At 38.7% G+C, this 20,485-nt stretch carries 17 protein-coding genes; 5 read left to right on the forward strand and 12 right to left on the reverse strand.

Annotation, left to right across the window (positions count from 1 at the left end; all coding sequences use genetic code 11):
• Positions 1–35 precede the first annotated feature (35 nt).
• The 4 genes from ACNSN2_RS17595 to ACNSN2_RS17610 form a co-directional block, all read right to left on the reverse strand.
• On the reverse strand, positions 36–545 hold the full coding sequence (locus tag ACNSN2_RS17595; protein ID WP_010389066.1) for an Ig-like domain-containing protein: 510 nt from the start codon (positions 543–545) through the stop codon (positions 36–38).
• 11 nt (positions 546–556) lie between these two features.
• Complete coding sequence (locus ACNSN2_RS17600) at positions 557–2,149, reverse strand: DUF4331 domain-containing protein (RefSeq protein ID WP_010389064.1); 1,593 nt, start codon at positions 2,147–2,149, stop codon at positions 557–559.
• Positions 2,150–2,285: 136 nt separating this feature from the next.
• Positions 2,286–2,969, reverse strand: coding sequence for an anti-sigma factor (locus ACNSN2_RS17605; protein ID WP_010389062.1), 684 nt, complete (start codon positions 2,967–2,969; stop codon positions 2,286–2,288).
• The gene (locus ACNSN2_RS17610; RefSeq protein ID WP_075170279.1) at positions 2,966–3,490 is read right to left on the reverse strand and encodes a sigma-70 family RNA polymerase sigma factor; all 525 of its coding nucleotides are present in this window, start codon (positions 3,488–3,490) and stop codon (positions 2,966–2,968) included. Before ACNSN2_RS17610 ends, ACNSN2_RS17605 begins: the two co-directional genes overlap by 4 nt.
• Positions 3,491–3,811: 321 nt before the next feature.
• Here ACNSN2_RS17610 and ACNSN2_RS17615 point away from each other — a divergent pair, with 321 nt between their 5' ends.
• The gene (locus ACNSN2_RS17615) at positions 3,812–5,440 is read left to right on the forward strand and encodes a diacylglycerol kinase family protein (protein ID WP_418609478.1); all 1,629 of its coding nucleotides are present in this window, start codon (positions 3,812–3,814) and stop codon (positions 5,438–5,440) included.
• A 40-nt stretch (positions 5,441–5,480) separates the two neighbouring features.
• Here ACNSN2_RS17615 and ACNSN2_RS17620 read toward each other — a convergent pair whose 3' ends face one another.
• Positions 5,481–5,792 carry a VF530 family DNA-binding protein gene (locus ACNSN2_RS17620; protein WP_418609476.1) on the reverse strand — a complete coding sequence of 104 codons (312 nt, stop codon included), beginning with the start codon at positions 5,790–5,792 and terminating at the stop codon, positions 5,481–5,483.
• Between the two features lie 97 nt (positions 5,793–5,889).
• A complete protein-coding gene (locus ACNSN2_RS17625) occupies positions 5,890–6,192 on the reverse strand; it encodes a DUF1496 domain-containing protein (protein WP_418609474.1) in 303 nt (100 codons plus the stop codon).
• 104 nt (positions 6,193–6,296) lie between these two features.
• Here ACNSN2_RS17625 and ACNSN2_RS17630 point away from each other — a divergent pair, with 104 nt between their 5' ends.
• Positions 6,297–6,530: a TIGR02647 family protein gene (locus ACNSN2_RS17630; protein WP_008464346.1), complete on the forward strand. Its 234-nt coding sequence runs from the start codon at positions 6,297–6,299 to the stop codon at positions 6,528–6,530.
• Here ACNSN2_RS17630 and maiA read toward each other — a convergent pair.
• Together maiA and hmgA are read right to left on the reverse strand one after the other, a co-directional pair.
• The gene (maiA, locus tag ACNSN2_RS17635; RefSeq protein WP_418609472.1) at positions 6,527–7,156 is read right to left on the reverse strand and encodes a maleylacetoacetate isomerase; all 630 of its coding nucleotides are present in this window, start codon (positions 7,154–7,156) and stop codon (positions 6,527–6,529) included. The two genes, ACNSN2_RS17630 and maiA, sit on opposite strands and share 4 nt — an antisense overlap.
• 7 nt (positions 7,157–7,163) lie before the next feature.
• A complete protein-coding gene (gene hmgA, locus ACNSN2_RS17640; RefSeq protein ID WP_138570211.1) occupies positions 7,164–8,465 on the reverse strand; it encodes a homogentisate 1,2-dioxygenase in 1,302 nt (433 codons plus the stop codon).
• A gap of 152 nt (positions 8,466–8,617) precedes the next feature.
• Between hmgA and ACNSN2_RS17645 the strand changes: the two genes are divergently transcribed.
• The gene (locus ACNSN2_RS17645) at positions 8,618–9,049 is read left to right on the forward strand and encodes a MarR family winged helix-turn-helix transcriptional regulator (protein ID WP_418609470.1); all 432 of its coding nucleotides are present in this window, start codon (positions 8,618–8,620) and stop codon (positions 9,047–9,049) included.
• A gap of 48 nt (positions 9,050–9,097) precedes the next feature.
• Here ACNSN2_RS17645 and ACNSN2_RS17650 read toward each other — a convergent pair whose 3' ends face one another.
• From ACNSN2_RS17650 to ACNSN2_RS17660, 3 genes are all read right to left on the reverse strand, one after another.
• Positions 9,098–12,247: a TonB-dependent receptor gene (locus tag ACNSN2_RS17650; protein WP_010389045.1), complete on the reverse strand. Its 3,150-nt coding sequence runs from the start codon at positions 12,245–12,247 to the stop codon at positions 9,098–9,100.
• Positions 12,248–12,574: 327 nt separating this feature from the next.
• Complete coding sequence (locus tag ACNSN2_RS17655) at positions 12,575–15,781, reverse strand: TonB-dependent receptor (protein WP_418609468.1); 3,207 nt, start codon at positions 15,779–15,781, stop codon at positions 12,575–12,577.
• 43 nt (positions 15,782–15,824) lie between these two features.
• Positions 15,825–16,679 carry a S1/P1 nuclease gene (locus tag ACNSN2_RS17660; protein WP_418609466.1) on the reverse strand — a complete coding sequence of 285 codons (855 nt, stop codon included), beginning with the start codon at positions 16,677–16,679 and terminating at the stop codon, positions 15,825–15,827.
• Between the two features lie 236 nt (positions 16,680–16,915).
• Between ACNSN2_RS17660 and ACNSN2_RS17665 the strand changes: the two genes are divergently transcribed.
• Both ACNSN2_RS17665 and ACNSN2_RS17670 read left to right on the forward strand, forming a co-directional pair.
• A complete protein-coding gene (locus ACNSN2_RS17665) occupies positions 16,916–17,785 on the forward strand; it encodes a hypothetical protein (RefSeq protein WP_041709394.1) in 870 nt (289 codons plus the stop codon).
• Entirely contained in the window at positions 17,785–18,729 is a 945-nt protein-coding gene (locus ACNSN2_RS17670; protein WP_418609464.1) for a hypothetical protein, read from the forward strand. The genes ACNSN2_RS17665 and ACNSN2_RS17670 overlap by 1 nt, the downstream gene beginning before the upstream one ends.
• Before the next feature lie 129 nt (positions 18,730–18,858).
• Here the strand turns inward: ACNSN2_RS17670 and ushA are convergent, their stop codons facing one another.
• On the reverse strand, positions 18,859–20,478 hold the full coding sequence (ushA, locus tag ACNSN2_RS17675; RefSeq protein WP_273002640.1) for a bifunctional UDP-sugar hydrolase/5'-nucleotidase UshA: 1,620 nt from the start codon (positions 20,476–20,478) through the stop codon (positions 18,859–18,861).
• Positions 20,479–20,485 lie beyond the last annotated feature (7 nt).

Genomic DNA, 20,485 nt, shown 5'->3' on the forward strand with positions numbered 1-20,485 from the left:
AAAAGTTAGCCTTCCTTGGCTAGTCAGTTGATTGATTAATTTCCGTTTGCTGAAATCAGATCACCAACATCAGTATCTGTATTGGTAAATACTCTACCATTCACAGACAATGGCTCAGCCGTAGGCTGTTGATTTAAAGCATCCGTGGCAAACTGTGCAAATTCAACTTGCAACGCTTCAATAGTGATGCTCACAGTGGCGTTTACTTGTGAACTTATGCCATCGCTTACGCCAAACATAAAGCTGTCTGTACCTGTTGTCTCTTTATTAGGGGTGTAAGTAAAACTACCATCGCTATTTACTTCAACAACACCTAACGTAGGCTCACTTGATAGTGAGTAACTTAATGTGTCGCCATCTATATCAGTGGCTCTGAGCATATCAGAGATACTGACCTCTGTTTGAGTGGTGAGTATTACATCACTTGCTGAGGGCGCAGAGTTGGTTATAGTTGGTGATTTATTTTTGTCGTCATCGTTACTGCATGCTGCCATAATCAGGCTTACAGATAGTATACAGACATGACGTAAATTTAGATTATGCATTAGTTCACTCCTTATTTAGAGCCTGCAAGCGGCGTTGCAAGGTAAGGGAATGTGGCATTCATCATTGATGCATTAACAGGTGCGCCATCAGTAAATGGCACAGTGCCTACGTTTGCATCTTCTGGAGTACACAGCCCTAAATCAGTATCTGTACCTGCAACGGGGATAGGGTGGCACAAACGCCCCATTACAACTCGTAGCGCAATATCTACAACATCATCACCAGGGCGTCGTCCATTCGGGAAACCAGCTAAGTCGTCACCTGCAACGCCAAATGCTGATTGGTCGGCCTGCGCAGTCGCTGCAATAGCGGTATTTAGACGCAGCATTTCTGAAGGTGTTACCGTTGCTTGTTGGTTTACCCCTGCAAAGCCTGTCAAAAATGCAGTAATTAAATCTGTGCGTGGAAAATTAGTGGGCGCAAGAGTCTCTAGGCTAGCACCTAGTGTTGTATTAACCGCATCTTTAAATAAGATATTCAGAAGCTCGGGTAAAGAGGGGTGTGATACATAATCTAAAAATTGTCCATCGTCTTTAGGGTGAGATGTTGAGAATGTATCTTTATCTTTAATGCCAATTACAAGCTCATTGACTAGCGGGTTACCTAATCGAGAAACCTGAGTCAATGCCCCTCCATTAACCGCATTATTTGCAAATTTTGCATTAGGGTTAAGCACGCGAGCTTGAGGTAAACTAGCTGTTGTCCACGAACCAATGACTTGATTACCTTCGCCTACAATGCAGGCTTTTGGTACTTCAATAGCTATTGACGTAACATTTTTGTCTGCGAGATCATCATTATCGGCTGATTGGGTTATACCGCCTGGGAAACCTCCACCATCGGCTGCCCCTGGCGAGCTGTCACCTTCAACTGGAACATAATTAACTAAATCAAAAGTTTTACCTAAGTTAACTACAAATGGGTCTTTACGTTGACCGACAAAAACTCTCGCCATGCCTTCACAGTCGGGTATGGCAACTTGATAGACAAACTGATCAGCATAGGCTTGATATTCTGTCATCGATCCAAAGGTTTTATTACCTACATAATCAAGTGGTTTAGAGAACGAGCTAGAGTTTGTAGTGGTATTATTTAGGGTTGTGGTAGTGCCAGTTCGTTGTGGTCCGCTGATCATGGTCATACTGTAGGACTCGCTAAAGTTTACAGCAGCGTCATTACCTGCAGAGATGCCGCCAACATTTTTAAGAGGTACTGAAACGGTCCGCTGATTACCCTCTGGTCCTACAGTCAGTTGTACCCCTTGATTATCATTTGGCAGCATACTTTCAAAGTTAAACGCAAATGTAATATCTTCTATAGCGTCTCCATCATTGTCAATGTGGATGCTATAAGTAGCATCAGGGTCCATTGCAAAGTAATTTGGGCCACCATAAGCATCTTGTAAAGGAATGTAGTTTGCGATGAGGGTTACGTAATCGCCTCGGCCTTGCTCATAACTATTAAATATATAAAAATCGGTAGAGTCTAAAGTTGGGAAGCGGCTTATATTTGGTGCTTCTCTATGGCTAGATGCTTCACTTGGTGCACTTATAAATGTACTGCATACCATTACTGCAAGTATTGATGGAGTAAAAGCTTTCATGACTTTGTCCTTTAGTTTTGTTTGAAGTCATAGCTAATAACGGACAGGATAGTTAAGTGGATGCAAAAAAGTTAAAAGTATTTATTTTTTGTTACTTTTTATGCTGATCGCTTGAATTAAAGCGACCAGCATCAGTTTATAAAAGTACTAATTCTGTGGTGTATAGTACCTCAGTAGGTAAACCATTCGGTGAACCGCCAACGGGTTCTAAACTAACCGCTAATAATGTTATGTCGGTTGCTTTAAATAGTTTACTTTTGAGAATAGTTTTATCGCCATTTTTGGGTAATAAACCAAGGGAGACAGGGGTATCTTGCCCTTTAAGTATCATCCACAGTTCGTAGTCTCTATCTGTTCGCGCTATTAGTTGGTTACTCGCTTTAATAGAGAGCTCATGGTTACTTACATTTATAAACCACAACGGTTGCTCAGTTTGATTTTTTACTAAAGCTATTTGTTGTGTCTGCTTACTGTTGGTAGTAGCTTGAGTAACTAAAACAGCTAAAATAATACATGCGGCGGTCGCTAAAAATGACCATGCACGCCAAATAGAAGGTTTTATTATTAGCTGTGATTTTTCTAATTGTGGTTTATGTTCGATACGCCGCATTATCTCATGCCATGTGGCATCTGATGGTGTTTGTGGGCTAATAGCACTCGCTAGGTTATTAAGGTTTTGCTCCCATATATTGGTCGCTTCTCTCGCTTTATTTGAAACTAGCATGAGTCGCTGAAAACGTTTACGCGCCAAGCCGGTTAATGTGCCAAGTACATACTCTGCAGCAAGCGAGTTAAGTAATTCTGGTTTGTTATAGTTCATATTGTTAAACACCTTTGTAACTGTACTAAACCTCTGCGAATCCAGCTCTTAACTGTTCCTAATGGTGTGTCAATATGATTCACGAGTTCTCTATGGCTTAACCCTTTGTAGTAGGCAAGGTGGATAGCATGCTTTTGTTGTGGTTCTAGTTGTTCGATACAGTCGACTAATTTAGTGTTTTCATCATAATTGACATCAACGATGTGAGTATCTTGTTGATCCTCAGCTAAGGGTTCTTCCTTACGGACTTTATAATACCTGAGTAGATCAAGGCTTCTGTAGCGAATAATACTAATCATCCAGCTTATTACAGTTCCTTTGGAGGCGTTATACTCAGACGCATTATGCCAAACTTTAATAAACGCATCTTGTAGTGCTTCTTCAGCATGAGCTCTGTTAGACAACATATTAAAACTAATTGCAAAGAGTTTGCCGCTCGTTTTCTGATATAAACGTGAAAAAGCATGTTTGTCTCCTTGTGCTGTTGCACACAGCAAAGAAAGTAATTCGTTATTTTCCATAATTATCCTATTTTTTATTATTAGTATTAGAACGAGTAAACACGATATTTAGATGCAAAAAGTTGAAAATTAAAATTTATCAAAATTTTTTATATAGATAGCAATCAAAGAGCATAGTATGCTTTTATCATACTGTGAATAATTTATTCGATGAGATGTAAAAACTGCATACCATGTTAATCTTTCTTATGTTGATTTAACTTAGAACTACCGATGCAGAGCAGGTAGCTAGCTAAGTTACTACCTAAGTTTACTAATGGCATAATGATTGCTGGATATGATGATCATTTAAAAGTGTAACACCAATAAAAAGGAAAAATTATGTGGGCTGCAGTAAGTTATCTTGTAACAGCATTGGTATTTATAGTATTGGGATTAACGGTTAACTCCATTTACTTTGCAGTTGCGTTTTTTTGGACCGCACTTTCGCTACTATTAGTCAGCGGCGCTTATTTTTTCAACGCAGGGAAAGTATTTAGAAAACGCGAAAATGGCGTTATCCCTTTTTACATTCGCTGGGCCTTTGTGCCTTTTTTATTAGGTGCGCAAATTTATAATGCGTGGTCACGTAAGCGTGACAAAGTACCGCCCATTCAGCAAATAAACGATAATCTATTTTTAGCATGTCGTTTGTTCCCCTCAGATATAGACACATTGAAAGAAAATGGCATTACCGCTATTTTGGACGTTACCTGTGAATTTGATGGCCTTGAATGGACATCTACCCAAGAAAATATCGATTATTTGAATATTCCTGTTCTTGATCACAGTGTGCCTACACACTCACAGTTAAACCAAGCCATTAACTGGATCCATCATCATATTAAAAAAGACCGTCGTGTTGTGGTGCATTGTGCGTTAGGGCGTGGACGCTCGGTGTTTGTTATGGCAGCGTATTTATTGAGTCAAAATAAAGACGCGGATGTGCATGATATTCTTGCACAAATAAAAGAAACACGTGAAACTGCCAACCTTAATAAACGCCAATTACGCCATTTAGTTAAGCGCCACCGTAAGGGGGAGCTACTGATAAAAAACAAAGCGTACTTAATTGCTAACCCGGTATCAGGTACTAAGTTGTGGTCTGAAAAAGAGCATTTAATTATTGCGCGTTTATCTGCGTATTACGATTTAACCATTTTAAAAACTACGCCAGAACAAAATGGCATTACATTGGCTAAACAGGCTATAGAGAACCACCCCGATATTATTATTGCTTGTGGTGGCGATGGAACTGTAACTGAGGTTGCCAGTGTGTTGGTGGGTACGTCTTGTCGATTAGGAATAATACCACTGGGCACAGCAAATGCGCTCGCTCATGTATTAATGGGGATAAAATCTAAATTTATTCCTGTTGAGCAAGCATGTGATTTAATCATTGATGGTCAAGCTAACCTTATTGATACCGCGTATTGTAATGATGAGCTGATGCTATTATTAATTGGTATTGGCTTTGAGCATGCAATGATTGAAAAAGCGGATCGAGAGTCTAAAAATAAATCAGGTCAACTTGCTTATTTAAATGGTTTTTTACACTCATTTGGCGAAAATAAAGCGCAACAGCTGATAGTTAAATTAGATGATAATGAGCCTGAGACTATTAATACAAATAGTTTTATTGTGGCAAATGCTGCGCCATTTACTACGTTATTAGCACAAGGGGGCGGGCAACCCGATCACCGCGATGGGTTATTGGATGTAAATTGGTTAACGCCAAACAAAGATAATGAAACCACGGTATTAAGTATTGCTGAGCTGATGTTTAGCAGTATTACGCAAACGCATCTTGCTATTAACTCGCATTACACCAATGCAAAACGTGTAGAAATAAGCGCAGATGAAACGCTAAATTACGTGATTGATGGCGAGGTTAAATCTGCAGATAAAGTGGTGGTGAGCATTAACCCTGCGTCGTTAAATGTAATATGCCAAGAGCAAACACCTGATTAGAAAGGCGTATGTATTACGCCATTGTTATTTTATGAGCCTTTTATTTTTTAATAGAAGGCCATACAAAACCTGATGTATCAGGTTGTGAGAATTCTGACTGCTTAGTCGGTTTATTTCTAGGCTTACGTAACGGCTTGTTATTAATGGTATGGATATAAAGCGCTTCTACTTTATCTCTTGCCCAAGGCGTTTTACGTAAAAATTTTAAGCTTGATTTTATACTTGGCGAATCTGTAAAACATTTGATATTTACTTGCTCGCCCATTGCTTTGAAGCCTAAACGTTGTTCTAGTTCAACAAGAATTTGCTCTAAAGTTACCCCATGAAGCGGGTTTTTTGGTTGATTATTCATAGTCACACTGCTTTTTTAAACTGCATGTATTGTAACGTATCCCACCGCATCTTAATAGTTTGGAGATGGCTGGCAAATCCCAGATTGTTAATCTTGATTAATTTACAGTAATAGTAGAGGGCTTCTTAGGATAAATAAGGTTACCTTGTTTATCGAGTTTTAGCCAAATTAACTGACTGTTGTTATGTTGGGGGTATTTAGCAGCACAAATAAGCGTAACAGAATGAACTTGCAGTATGGCACCTTCGCTATAGCGTTTATTATCATACCAGCACTCAGTGTTAGTGTTTATAAGCTGGGTAGCATCAACAATAGGAAGCGTTTTTGTTGTGTTAGCGTAGCTTAAAGCTGAAAAAAACAAGCATAAAACAGCAATAATAAAAGTAAAATAATAACGCATGAATAACCTCAAGGTGTTTAAAATAACTACACTTAGCAAAAAAACATGCTAGGGTAAGTAAGACAACTTTAGTAAAACACAGAACAATAAAAAGGTGAACACATATGCTATTTAATCAAACGATGATTGACGAATTTACACTACTTGCCAAATTCCCACGCGAAAGCAAAATGCAGGGGATTAAACTCCATTCAGATGCTGAACCCGCTTTACTGAGTGCAGCACAACGTTTGTTTGATAAAGGCGTTATTGATAGCCCAGATGGCGGTTATTTAACTGATCTGGGCTTAGACTTAATTGAGCACGTCACTGTAATACACAGTGCGTTAAAAAGTTAGTTTGCGTCGGGTTGATTTTCTGGGGCTGCATCAATAAAGGCGGCCAATTCATTACAACGCTGACAAACGGCTGCTATTTTAGGGTAGGCAGCCATATCTACTTTAAAGCGAATGGCATTAAATACCTGTGGCACTAAACATACATCAGCTAAGCTTGGCGAGTCGCCTGCGCAAAATGTATTTTTGCTATCGAGCATTTGTTCTATTTTTTCAAAACCAACTTCAACCCAGTGTCGGTACCACTTATTTTTTGCTTCATCATCAACATTAAGTTCACTACTTAAATATTTAAGCACTCGCAAATTATCAATAGGATGGATATCACAGGCAATTGCATAACTTAAATTGCGAATGTGTGCTTTTTGCCAAGCATTACCTTGCAGTAATGGTGTTTCAGGGTATTGCTCTTCAAGGTACTCTAAAATTGCTAGAGATTGACCTAATACGCCGTCTTCTGTTTCTAAAGCCGGTAACAGCCCTTGAGGGTTTTTCTGTAAATAATCTTCGCTTTGCTGCTCTGATTTTAATAAGTTAACAGGTACCAATTGATGATCAATATTTTTTAGATTTAATGCGATTCGCACACGATACGCTGCAGATGAGCGAAAATAAGTATAAAGCTTCATAATCTGATTATCCTTGATTGCCATTAAAGTGTTTTTTGATTGTGCGCCAGCAATCAGTGTAATTAGCTTGGCGCTCTTTACCTTCTAATGCGTATTTAGTCGGCGATATTACATAACGTGACTCAAACATAAACGCCAACGTATTATCGTAGCGTTGTGGCTCTAAATCGGCGTTTGACGCTTTTTCAAATACGTCTGCTTCAGGACCATGCGGCGACATACAGTTATGTAAGCTCATGCCACCTGGCACAAAGCCATGCTCTTTTGCATCATATACCCCTTCTATTAAGCCCATAAACTCACTCATAATATTACGGTGATAGTAAGGCGGGCGGAAAGTGTTTTCAGCCACCATCCAACGCGGTGGGAAAATAGCAAAATCGATATTTGCAACGCCTTCAGTACCCGATGGTGAAGTGAGTACGGTAAAAATTGAAGGATCAGGGTGATCAAAGCTAACGGTATTCATGACATTAAAGCGAGCTAAGTCGTATTTATAAGGCGCACTATTGCCTGTCCAAGCAACAACATCCAGAGGAGAATGACCAATATCACAACGAAACATATTGCCATTAAATTTAGCAATCAGTTCAAAATCACCCTCAATATCTTCAAAAGCCGCTACTGGATAGTGAAAGTCACGATCATTCGCATAACCGTTGGCACCCACAGGGCCGCGCTCAGCAAGGACATAGGCATGGCCGTAGTTTTCACAAATATAGCCACGGGCAGTGTCGGTTAGTAACATTACTTGAAATTTAATACCACGCGGAATAACGGCAATTTCGCCGGCTTTAATAGTTAAATGCCCAAGTTCTGTTTTAAGTAGTAGTTCACCTTGTTGCGGTACAAATAACATTTCGCCATCGGCATTATAAAAAAAGCGCTTGTCCATGGATTTATTGGCGACATACACATGTATACCAATACCGGCTTGCCCATTCGCGCTGCCATTGGCAGCCATAGTGATTAAGCCATCGATAAAGTCAGTGGGTTCTGCTGGTATATCAATGGGATCCCAACGCAGCATGGTTGGTGGAGTCGGTACTTCGGTAATGGGAGCGGTTCTAATTAAGCCATTGTCTATGGCTGTATAATCGCCTTGCACAACCGATGGGCGAATACGATACATCCAAGTGCGGCGGTTATCGGCGCGAGGAGCGGTAAATGCAGTGGTACTGAATTGCTCTGCGTATAAATCATATTTTACTTTTTGCGGACTAAATTGCCCAATTGGTAATGCACCAGGCAGCGCTTCGGTTTCAAATTCATTGCCAAAGCCGGTCATGTAGTTTAATTGTGTCGCCATTACTGACTCCTGTAAAAATGGGGGAGTGTTATATTTTTGTTATTTACGCTAAGATACTCTCAAGTGAGACTAATATCAAATACACTGATTATGACCGTTGTAAATAAAAGTGAACAGATAAAAGTCGTGTGTAAATAAATAAGTGATTCAATATGAAAATAGATTTAACGACATTTTTACCCTATCAATTAACACACTTAGCAACACAGGTAAGTAATGATTTTTCGAGTATTTATAAAAAAGAGTTTGATTTAACTATTCCTCAGTGGCGAATAATGGCTAATTTAGCGCAATCAGGCCAAAGCACAGCTAAGCAATTATGCATTCAAGCAGATATGGATAAGTCGACAGTATCAAGGGCAGTAAAAACGCTAATTGATGAAGGGCTTATTTATAGCGAGTTAAATAAGTATGATAAGCGCGCTGCATTTTTAATGTTAACTGATAAGGGCATGGCTTTGTATGAAAAAATAACGCCACAGGCATTGCAGTGGGAGCGTGCATTATTAAGCTGCTTGTCGGATGATGAACAAAGCCAGTTAATCGCTATTTTTGAAAAATTAAAAAATAAATTACAGGCATAAAAAAGCCCACAAAGTGGGCTTTTAAATAGACTAATTTAATTAATCAAATTAGAACGTGTAACGAACACCTACACGCATTTCCCATAAAGAGGCATCGCGTTGAACAGATTGCTCAGCACTACGTGCACTGAAGTCTGAGTAAACGTATTGACCTTGATCATTCGTTTTAACTTTAAGCATTCTATTACCTACGAATGAGCCTTTTCTTAATACACCCCAGTCATCGTTTAACATATTAGTTAAGTTATCGATTACGAAGAATGCTTCACCTTTATGGCCGTCCATAAAGCCTGGTAACTCTTGAGTAATTTTAAAGTTAAATTTAACGAACCAATCAGAGTTCTGTTGGTTACGACCTGCGATTTCACCACGCTTAAGACCTTCAGATGCGATAAAGTCGTTAAACTCGTTGATTTCATCAGCACTCATGTCGTAGATCACATTAGGATCGTTCTCAAGCGGTACATATAGCAATTGACGCGAGCGATTAGAGTTTGCGTCACCAAATGCACTATCGCTTCCGTTAAATGTGAAGCTATAAGGTAAACCTTTGTATGCTTCACCAAATAGGTTGAAGCGAGTGTTATAACCATCAAAGAACTCGTGCTTATAACCTAGGTTTAATGTAAAGCGATGTGGGATTTCGTAATCAGAAGATGCTACGCCAGGGTTACCCGGGTTTGATGTTGCTAGGTTACCGTAGTTTGAGCTGGCTACAGAACTAGTCATTGGGTTTACATCATCAGCATCAGTGTAAGCGTAAGAGAACTGCATACTTACGCCGTTATCGAATGCTTTGCTTACTGCTGCTGAAATAATTGATGATGAACCGCTATCACCGTTAACATTAGTCAATAATAGCTCGCCATCACGACCTTCAATTGATTCATACAATGGACGACCGTCAAAACTTACTTCACCAGTAGGGCGAAGTGCGATATCTCGTAATGTAGCTGCATCGCGCTTATCAGTGTAAAGGTAATCTAGAGCAATTACATAATCGTTTTCAGTAGTGTAGGTTGCACCAATCGAATATTTCCATTCTGATGGAATTTCAAAGTTAGGATCTACTGCATTTGTTGTAGCATCACCTGAACCAATTTCAGTATTCGCTACTTTATCAAACATATCTTGTGGAACGTCATAACCTGGCGTACCACCGTTTACATTCGGTGTATCAAATAAATCTACAAATGTTTTAGCATCGTCACCAGTACCTACTACGTAAGAGTTACTGATATCGCCAATTCTAGCTCCGATATTTGTGATGCCATCATTTGAATATGAGTTAGACAACCATACATTTGGGTTACCGCCTGAGAACAAGCCAACACCTGCACGCACTTCTAGTGCATCGGTTGCATACCACTCAAAACCTACACGTGGTTGAATTAAATCAATACCGTCAAACGTTGACTGGTTACTAAAACCGTAGCGATCAGTATAGTTTTGGTTTAATGCTGGTTTGTCATCGCTTGAATAACTATCATAACGAAGACCAAATGTTAATGATGCATCGATATCTGAAAAGCTGTATTCATCTTGTACATAGAATGTATTTTGTGAGTAAGCGAAGTTAGCAGCTGCATCTGTTGGATCATTTGTGCCTGCTGCATTATTGTAATACACAGCACTTGCTATACCTTCCTTGTAATCATCGATAGATGCAAAACGCCACTCACCCTCAGTATGCTGTACGAATTGGTTAAATACTTCTAACTTTTCATACTCAAAACCAGCAGTAATCGTGTGTTGATCAAGGTAGTAAGTACCTGAGAACTTAGCTGTTGTGGTGTCGTAGTTTAAATCATTTGATTGACGAGAGTCATCAGGACCTACGTAAACAGTGGCAGCTTTAGTATTGATTTGGAACTCACCAAAGCTGCTTGCCGCGTCTAAAGATTGAACACGAGCGTCAAGCTCTGATTTACCTAAGCGAACTTCAGTTGAGAAATCATCATTCCAATCAGAGTAAAGTGATGCAACAATTGAAGTAAACTCAGCACCTTGCTCATAAAAGTGGCTGTCAAATGCAAGCTCATCACCATCAGCATCAGATTGCGATAAAGTAAAGCCATCATTGTAGTTATAAATTAGGTTAGCACGGTGATCATCGTTGATGTTCCAATCTAATTTTACTAAGATTTTTTCATCTTCTACTGGTGAGCTTGCTGGTGTAGCACCGGCTTCGTAACCGTAAACATCACGTGTAATCTGTCTAATTTCATCAATTTCTGCAGAAGACACTAAAGATGAATAGTTAAACTGTTTAACACCTTCAAGTTTTTCGTAAGAGGTGAATAAGAAAAGCGTATCATTGATTAGTGGTAAGCCAACGTTGAAACCATAACGCTTTTCACTGAAGTCACCGTTATCAACGTCATTACCTTCAATCTTATCGCCTTTCATTGAATCGTTAGTGTAATCGTAGAATACACCACCGTGAATGTCGTTGCCGCCAGATTTGGTAACTGCATTGATGTTACATGATGTAAAACCACCATATTGAACATCAAATGGTGCTAATTCTACTGCTACTTGCTCGATTGAATCAAAAGAGAATGGAGCGCGAATTGTAGGGTAACCGTTTGAGCTTAAGCCAAAGTTATCGTTCATGCGAACGCCATCAAGGGTTAAGCTGTTAAAGCGTGGGTTACCACCACCACAGTTGATTGAACCACGGCTATCATCGATAGCAACACGAGGGTCAATACGAATAATATCTTTTAAATCACGGTTAATAGCTGGTTGATTTTCAAGATCGCTTAACGTAAATGTTGAAGCAGGACCCGTACCACCAGACATAGTGCTGATAGGGCGACCTGTAACAACAATTTGCTCAATATCTGAGATATTTTCAAGTGAAGTATTAACAGGGTAGTCGCTACCAATGTTCAAAATAATATTATTGAACTCTTGGTCAGCGTAGATGTCTGAGTCTACGATTACTTTGTAAGGGCCGCCAACACGAAGACCTTTAGCAGTAAAGTAACCAGCGTCATTTACTTGCGTTGTTTTAACAGAGCCAGAAGGCACATGTAAAATTGTTACTTTAGTGCCGGCAGCAGGGTTACCGTTAGGGCCCATAATCTGCCCTTTAATTGCAGAAGTTGTTTCGTTTGCAATTGCAGCACCACTCACACCAACACATGCTGCTATAGCAAGTGATAGAGCTGTTTTGCGAAGTTGAATTTTCATTTTATTTTCCCGTGTAGTTAAATAAACTTTTAATAGCTTTTTTATTTTAATTTTGGACTAAGCGACCGCAAAATACACTTAATCCAAAATACTTACATAGTGTACCTTATTTGTTTGTTACAAATAAAATACAACTGTAATTTTTTTATTATAAAACACTTTATTTTTGAAATTTAGCATTTTATCTATGTTTCAATATTTTACCGTGCAGATAGTAAGTAGTTTTTATGACAAACAGATGAAAAGTTATTTTTTCCATAAAAAAAGCCATTACATGCATGTAATGGCTTTTTTAATTTTATGAGCTTTTGATGTGCAAGTTATAGGTTAAAACTTATAGCTAACACCGATTTTAGCTTGCCAAGCTGATGAGCTAGTTTGATATTGGCTATAGTTACGAACATCAGCGCCATTAAATCTGCTATCAATTATATAACGACCTTGATCGTCTAAGCCGCCAAAGTCGTAAACTGCTTGGTCAGAGAAACCTAAGCGCTTTTCTACGCCCCAGTCACTGTTTAATAAGTTGGCAAAGTTATCAATCATAAAGTAAACCTCACCGCTATGACCTTTTGCAAAACCTGGGATCTCTTGTTTAACGCTAATATCCATAGTGGTAACCCATGGTTGCGTGCCTGAGTTACGGTCTAAGATTTGACCTCGCTCAGAAATACCCGCTCTATTAAGTAGTGTCTCAAGTTCACTCCATGATAGCCCTGATTCATCCCAGTTTACGTTTGCATCATCTGCACCAGTTGGAATATACGCTAAATAAGCTGAGCTTGAATAAAAGTCACGCGTATCACCTAAGTCACTATCTTGATACATACCCATAGTATAGCTAAATGGACGACCAGAGCGACGTTCAAAATACACATTAAATCTTGTGGCATAGCCACTGAAGAACTCAGTGTTATACGCTAAATTAACTTTAAAGCTATGCTCTACTTCATATGCACCACGGGCAGCAAAGTCTTCATTTCGGCTCTTTGTTATATTGTACTGATAGTTGCTTTGTGCACGTGACGAAGAACCTGAAGACGCTTCTGTTACATCTTGATGTGCATAGCTTGCTGAAATATAAAGGCCATTTTCCCACTCTTTAGCTAATGCTGTTGTAATAATAACAGAGCGACCGTCTTCTGCTGAATTAGTCATTGCTATATCAAAGTTATCAGCTAAATCACCGCTGTAAATGCTTTCATAGATGATACGCTCGCCGTCGGCCGCTACACCCACAGGTTTAATGGCGGTGTTATGCCACACAGCTTCGTTTTCTTTTTTGTGATAAGCAATTTCTGCTTGCCATTTAAAGCCTTCACCTAATAACTCAGAATCAAAGTCGTACTCAAAACCAAGTTGTGCACGGATGCTTGACGGTAGTTCAAAATTTGGGTCAACATAGTTTGTGCTACCTGCACCTTGAACTAAAGAGCCTTTTATGGCATCTGGTACTTGAGTGATATCAGCTTGATTATTAGCATAGTAATCGTCAATAACGCTCTGTGGTGCATCTACAAAAGTAATGCCATCGTTTTGGAATGAGTTATTGTACCAAACGTTAGGGATACCACCTTGGAAACGACCTACACCACCGTTAACTGTTAATGCTTCTGTAGCGTAATACTTAAAGCCAATACGCGGTAGAATAATATCTAACCCATCGAGGTTTTCTTGATTGCTAAAGCCATAGGTGTTTAAAAAGTTTTCGTTGAGTGTTGGTTTATCATCAGAAGATAAACGCTCATAACGAACACCTGCTGTTACTTCTAAATCATCACCAACATAAAAAGTATCTTCAATGTAAAGTGCTAATTGATTACGGGTTGCGTCGTAAGCGGTGTCATTAGGGTTATTTGTAAAGGCATTGCTGTAGCTAAAATCGTACTTTCCTTTGTAGTTACCTACTTCACGATTTTCGAAACCATTAAAGTTATCAAATTCCCATGAACCGAGTGAGTTAGCTGCAAAAAGGTTGTATAAGTTTAACGACTCATATTGCATACCAAAGTTAATTTCATGCTCGTCCATTAAATAAGTGGCATCAAGAGAAAGTGTTAAATTTTCTGTTGCTGAGCTATTTGCATGGCGAAACTCATCGGTACCAAAGTTATAAGAAGGTCCGCGGAAGTATTCTTCAACTTTAACGCTACCAATATCAGAATTTGTTAAACTTCTCGATGATACATCTTTGTATGCAATACCGATTTCAGTTGAAAAGTCTTCGTTCCAATCTGAATATAGCTTGGTAGCAAAGTTATTAAACTTGGTTGCGTAGGTATAACGACTTGATGCAAACTGAACTGATGTGCCACCAGTACCAAAGTTTGTTTCATCTTTGTCATCTTGCCACTGATAGGTAAAATCTAAGCGATGATCATCAGCAATGTTCCAGCTTAATTTTACAAGTAATGTTTCGTTGGTGTCTTTAGGGTCGCCTCCAAGAGAGTCTGTTAAGCCGTATTCGTTATTTAGAATATTAAGGAAACGGTTATAGCTTTCTTCACTCACATCGTATTCGTTGGTTGCGCCTGAACCTTCAAAACCATAATCTAAATCTAGTTCGCTTGACCATTTATTGTAGTTAACAAAGTAAAATAAGGTATCGTCTATAAGTGGGCCGCCAACATTAAAACCGTAGCGTTTTTCAGTTTGGTTAGGTTCTACTTGTTCAACAATGTATGTGCGGTGACCATCGTCATCTAAAACAGGGCGGTTATCAGCAAACACTTGAGATATGCTGTCTACATCGCCAGCAATATCTGGTGTTGATGTTTCGTAAAAACCAGAAAACTTAAGTTCGTTAGTACCTGACTTAGTTACCGCGTTAATAGTACCACCACCAAAGTTGCCTTTAGAGGCTGAAAATGGAGAAACATCAACAGAGATCTGCTCAATCGCATCAAGGGCTACAGGGGGCTGCGAAGTAGGGTAGCCGCCGTAACTTAAACCAAAGTCGTCATTTTGGCCAATACCATCTACAGTTAAACCATTTGTACGTGGGTTGCTACCGGCAAAGGTTAGCTCGCCGCTACCATTAATACTAGCAAGTGGGTTTAAACGTGCGATGTCTTTAATGTCACGATTAAAGCTAGGCATGTTGTTGATGGTATCTTCACCAAACGTGCTGCTAGAACCACCCGATTGTTGGACAATTTTATAACCAGACACTTCAATTTTTTCAATATTGAGTGGTGCTAATTGCGACGTTAATCGGTAAGTTTCGCCAAGGTTTAAAAAGATGTTTTCAACGGTGGTATCGTTAAACGTATCAGAGTCGATGATCACTGTATATGGTCCACCAACACGTAAACCATTGGCTATAAAAGTACCACTTTCATTGGTGGTTAGCTCACTGATTGTGCCGGTAGGCTGATGAACGACCTTAATTTTAACGTTTGCAGCGCTCGCACCTGAAGGTGTGGTTATTTTACCACGCATTGCAGACGAGGTGTCAGCAGCCATAGCGCTTGTTGAAACTCCTAGAGCAAGAATTACTGCTCCAGTTAATTTCGAAAGGCGAAGCTTAGTCATAATGTTGATTTCCCATTTAGATGATTTAAGTTAGAAACTGAATTTATTTTTTGATTTGCTGTGTTAAAGCCATTTTTGATTTCTTGTTAGTAGGATCAAATAATGTATTTAACAATCCAGCTAAGCGAATACCAGCTTGTTGCAAGCGGGTTTTCACAATAGGGGTGTTAGTGAAAATATAGTCGTAGCTAATATTCTCATCTGTTGATTTGTATATTTGTAAAGCAAGGTTATGTGACTCTTCAAGCCAACTTGTTGGCGTACTGTGTAAATACTCGCTAATTAGTTCGCTGTTGTTGGTATTTATAAATTGAGCATATTCAGTAAAAGATAAATTTTCATTTTCTACTAGCTTAGTATCCCACAAGCTATGAAGATTGGTTTGTTGGTTGAAGAAAGAAACCTTAATGCGATTACCGCCTCTATCTTCAGCCCTACCTGCATGAAATGGTTGATGGCTGTCGCCGACTAAGTGCACTAAAAAACGTAAACTAAACTGCTTGGCTGCAAGGCTTGCTTTGTCATCCTTCAATACTTTAATTGAATAGTGAATGCCTTCTAATATGTTTTTTACTGATTCTTTATGTTCAGTGTGTTCGTGGTTAAAGCTGAATTTTGCATCGTCATCTGCGTTAATATAGTGCCAGCGTGATGATTTTTTTTGCCAAAAATCACCTGGTGCAGAGCGCATTTCATCTGGCCATGTTGAAACCTGTGCTAAAGATTCACCATTAAGATAAGGAATAAGTGCAGCTTTAGTGTTTTCGCTTATGTGCGACTCTGCAATTTTCCCAACGACGCGGTGGCCATTTTGCCCCCAAGCATTACAGTCTGTGCTTGCAAATATTGCACTAATTAATAGTGTTAATGAAAGCGAATATTTTACATTTATCTGCATCGAGGCATCCTAGTAAGTGTGATATCTAATTTGTAAAAGCTTATAAGGTCAATTGTCCTCATTTTTCATCATGATAGAAAGGACTCAATAAAATTCATACTTTCCTATTTAATGCTCTTTAAAATCAATATCTTGAGTTTGATGGGTAAAATTACCTATTGTAATAAGTAAATAAAATTGTTCAAATGAGTTATTACTCTATTTTAAATCGGTGTTTTTTGAATATTAAAAAGTTAATGTTGCATAAAACGGCAATTGTTACATTTATGTTTATAGCACTGTTGTTTAGTTGGTTTGCAGGTCACTTAGTTGTGGGTGAAAAAGAAATAGTCTTTCCTGTGATGATAAAAACATCAACGACATGTCAAACAACGACAACAGCTAATCAAAATCAGCTTATAGTATTTACCCCCTCAAAGTATGTTGCTCAATTGCTCACTCAAAACCTGTGTGACGATAAAGTCGTGGCAAAGCAATATGGGTCTGTGATTGGTTATTGGGGCTACAGAACAGTGGATAGCTTAGAGTTTGTAGGAAAAGGTATTGCGGATTTAATTTTAGCTAAAAATAATATTATGGAAGCGTTTAGAGCTGAGACTACTTACAATTATCAACCCGTGGTGGGCTTTTCAGATTACACCGCGTTCTTTATATCTTCAAAAGAAAAGCCACTGATCACTAAACAGTATTTTTTAGACAAAAGAATAGGCCTACTAGATTATCCAACTAGCCGCTCTGGGCATATTTTACCAAAACAAACATTTAAGCAATTAGGGCTTAATATTGCTCAGCTAAAAATAACCTATGCCAGCTCACATAATGAATTGAGGGAATTATTGGCGAACGGGCAAGTTGATCTTATTGCCTCCTTTTGGAGAGAAAATGATAGTAAGCGCTTCTCAAAAAATTATATTACCCCTATAAGCAGTAATGTTGCAGGTACCCGTTGGTACTTAAAAATGCAGCATAACAATACCGATTTACTATGTGCTGTGCAGTCTCACTTACTAAGTATGTCTAAAGAACAATCGTTTCGATACTATCAAGATGTTGAGCCATATTGGCAATGTAATAATTACCCCGTTACCTTTATAGGGGAGTCGTAATGAGAAAGCTTGTATCGTCATTAGGTGTTTTTATATTATTCATCGTTTTTTCTGTCGTGTTTTATATTTCAACAACACATAAACAGCAACAGGTAAACAAGTTACAAATAACCCAAATAGAAAAACAAATCGCTTTAGACTTACCTTTGCTCGATTTATCAAATGAGCTGCTTAAGCACTCGGGTAATAAAGCGGCTTTACAGCATTATATTCAAACAGTAAATGCTCAGATTCAAGGTACGGGTATACAGGTGATTTCGATAGTGCCAAAGCACGAGTTTAACTTATCCTTGAAAGCCGATGAGTTTATTCGAAAACTAAATAGTAATAATAGCGTGGTGTTTATTGTTTTATCTTTAAAGCAAGCATATTTTTCGCCTGATGTAGTGACTATTTATATACTACTTTTTGGTATTAGTTTATTACTTATGTTCATGATGAAGCAGAGTATTACTTATCAAAAAAATAAAAAACTAGGTACTGAGCAAGACTCAATTGCCCCAGAATCAAAGTCATTAACACTCGTGATTGATTTAAAAAGTAAAACATTATCCAATAGTTATTATCCTGAGCAACAAGTAGCCTTAGCAAATAAGCCACTATGTTTTTATTTAGCACTTGTTGAATTTTGTACTAATAATCCAGAGGTTAAACTTAACCATAATAAAAATGTGCCCGAGGAGTTGCTAGAACTTGCAAATAAGTACTTTTATCGGTTAGTTGAACTCGGGCATACTATTAGAAAACGGCCAAACTTTAATAACAGTTTAGAAAAAACCTTAAGCGAAATACGTGCGGCGCTAGATGATGTATTAAATGATTGCCCAGAGCAGAAGGAGTTGTATTATCCGCCAAAGGCATTTGGAGAGGGCTCTCGTTCACGGATGCACAGCTATGGCTTAGTAAATGTTAGCCAAGGCAATATAGAAATAATAGGAAAGTAATTTAGTTTTATCGTTTAGGGTGAGTGATTTGTGGGCTGAAATGTTTGATTAACTAGCTTTGCTCTCACATAAAGTTTAATGAAGAGTGTCATTAGCATTTTAATGACACTCTTCGCTGTTCACATTAGATTATTTAGGTGCAAATTCACGAGCATCAACGGGGCTATGTTCAGCAAAAAATCGCTTTAAAGCTTGCGAGTCAGTTTCATCAGTGCTTACAAAACCTGCCATTTGTGTAATTTTTGGATAACTATCGCCACCTGAAGCGTTATATTCATTAATACTCATGCGGTATGTTTTGCTTATATCAAGCGGTTTTCCAGCAATGAACACGTTAGTTACCTGCTCACCTTTCAATTCAAATGCTAAGTTATGATATTGCATGTAAGCCCCAGAGTCGGGTGGAAAACGTGTCACAACGTTTAAATAGGTTAAAATATCACTGCCTTTGAAGTCGATATAGGCGACACGATTTTTGAAAGGTTGTACTTTAAGTATATCTTTATAGCTCACGTCACCTGCATTAATGCTATCGCGAACACCGCCACCACTAATAATACCAAAATCCGCACCCACGGTGTTCATTTGTGCTTGGATGATGACGCGCGCAAGGTTTGTTTGTTCAAAGCGTACTTTGTTGCGATCTCCCTCAAGTCTGTCATTGACGAAGCCAATTTTACCCTCAATTTGCTTTGCTCCTTTTTGTTGGTACGCCGCTAAAAAGGTTTGCAGTTCTGGATCTGGTTTAATGTAATTTGCTGAAAGTACGGATTTTACGCTCCCGTCTTTTTGCTTTTTATCTACGTATAAATTAACGGGTAATAATTGATAACTGAGCAGTGATAATTGGCCACTTTCCAATTTAAACTCCGCTTTTCCCACATACTTGCCCCATTCATGGGCTTGCATTATCCATGTTCCATTTTGCTGATCTGGTTTACAGGCTAAACCCGGTTTAAAGTGCTCATCAGTAACATTTTCAGCAGCCATACACACTGGCTCTTGGGAATGGCCACCAATAATCATATCAAGGGCGTTTTTATCTAAAGAACGAGCAAGTGTGACATCACCAGGGGCATTGATCCCATAATTAGCATCTACATAATGGCCCATATGCGTTACCGCAATGGTAATGTCAGGGTTATATTTTGTTTTTAATGTTTGTGTAAGTGAGGCGGTTATTTCAACCGGATCTTTAAAATCTAAGTGACCAATGTATTGCGGGTTACCAATTTTAGCAGTGTCTGTGGTTGTTAAACCAATAACGGCAATGGTTAAGCCGCCTTTGTTAAATATTTTATAGCGCTCAAAAATAGTTTCGTTAGTTTGTTTATCGAAAATATTGGCAGATAAAAGAGGGAAGTTAGCCCATTGCTGTTGTTGTTTTAATACACTTAATGGATTATCAAACTCGTGGTTACCTAATGCCATTGCGTCATAGCCAATTTTCGACATGCCTTTAAAATCGGGCTCAGCAAATTGCAGGTCTGATTCAGGGATACCGGTATTAATATCGCCACCTGATAATAATAACACCTGATGTCCTTGTGCCTTTGCATCTGCTCTTAGCTGGTCAATTAAGGTTTTACGCGCAGCCATACCATATTCGCCTTTTTCGTTATGCCAAAATCGACCATGGTTATCATTAGTATGAAGAACTGTTAAATATTGTGCTGCAGGTTTATTGACAGAGTCGCTGGCACAGCCAGATAAACCAAGGAAAAAAACAAGAAAAATAAGTGTACGCATAAAATAC

The organism is Pseudoalteromonas sp. US3C1013, from assembly GCF_048401115.1.
GTDB lineage: Bacteria > Pseudomonadota > Gammaproteobacteria > Enterobacterales > Alteromonadaceae > Pseudoalteromonas > Pseudoalteromonas undina.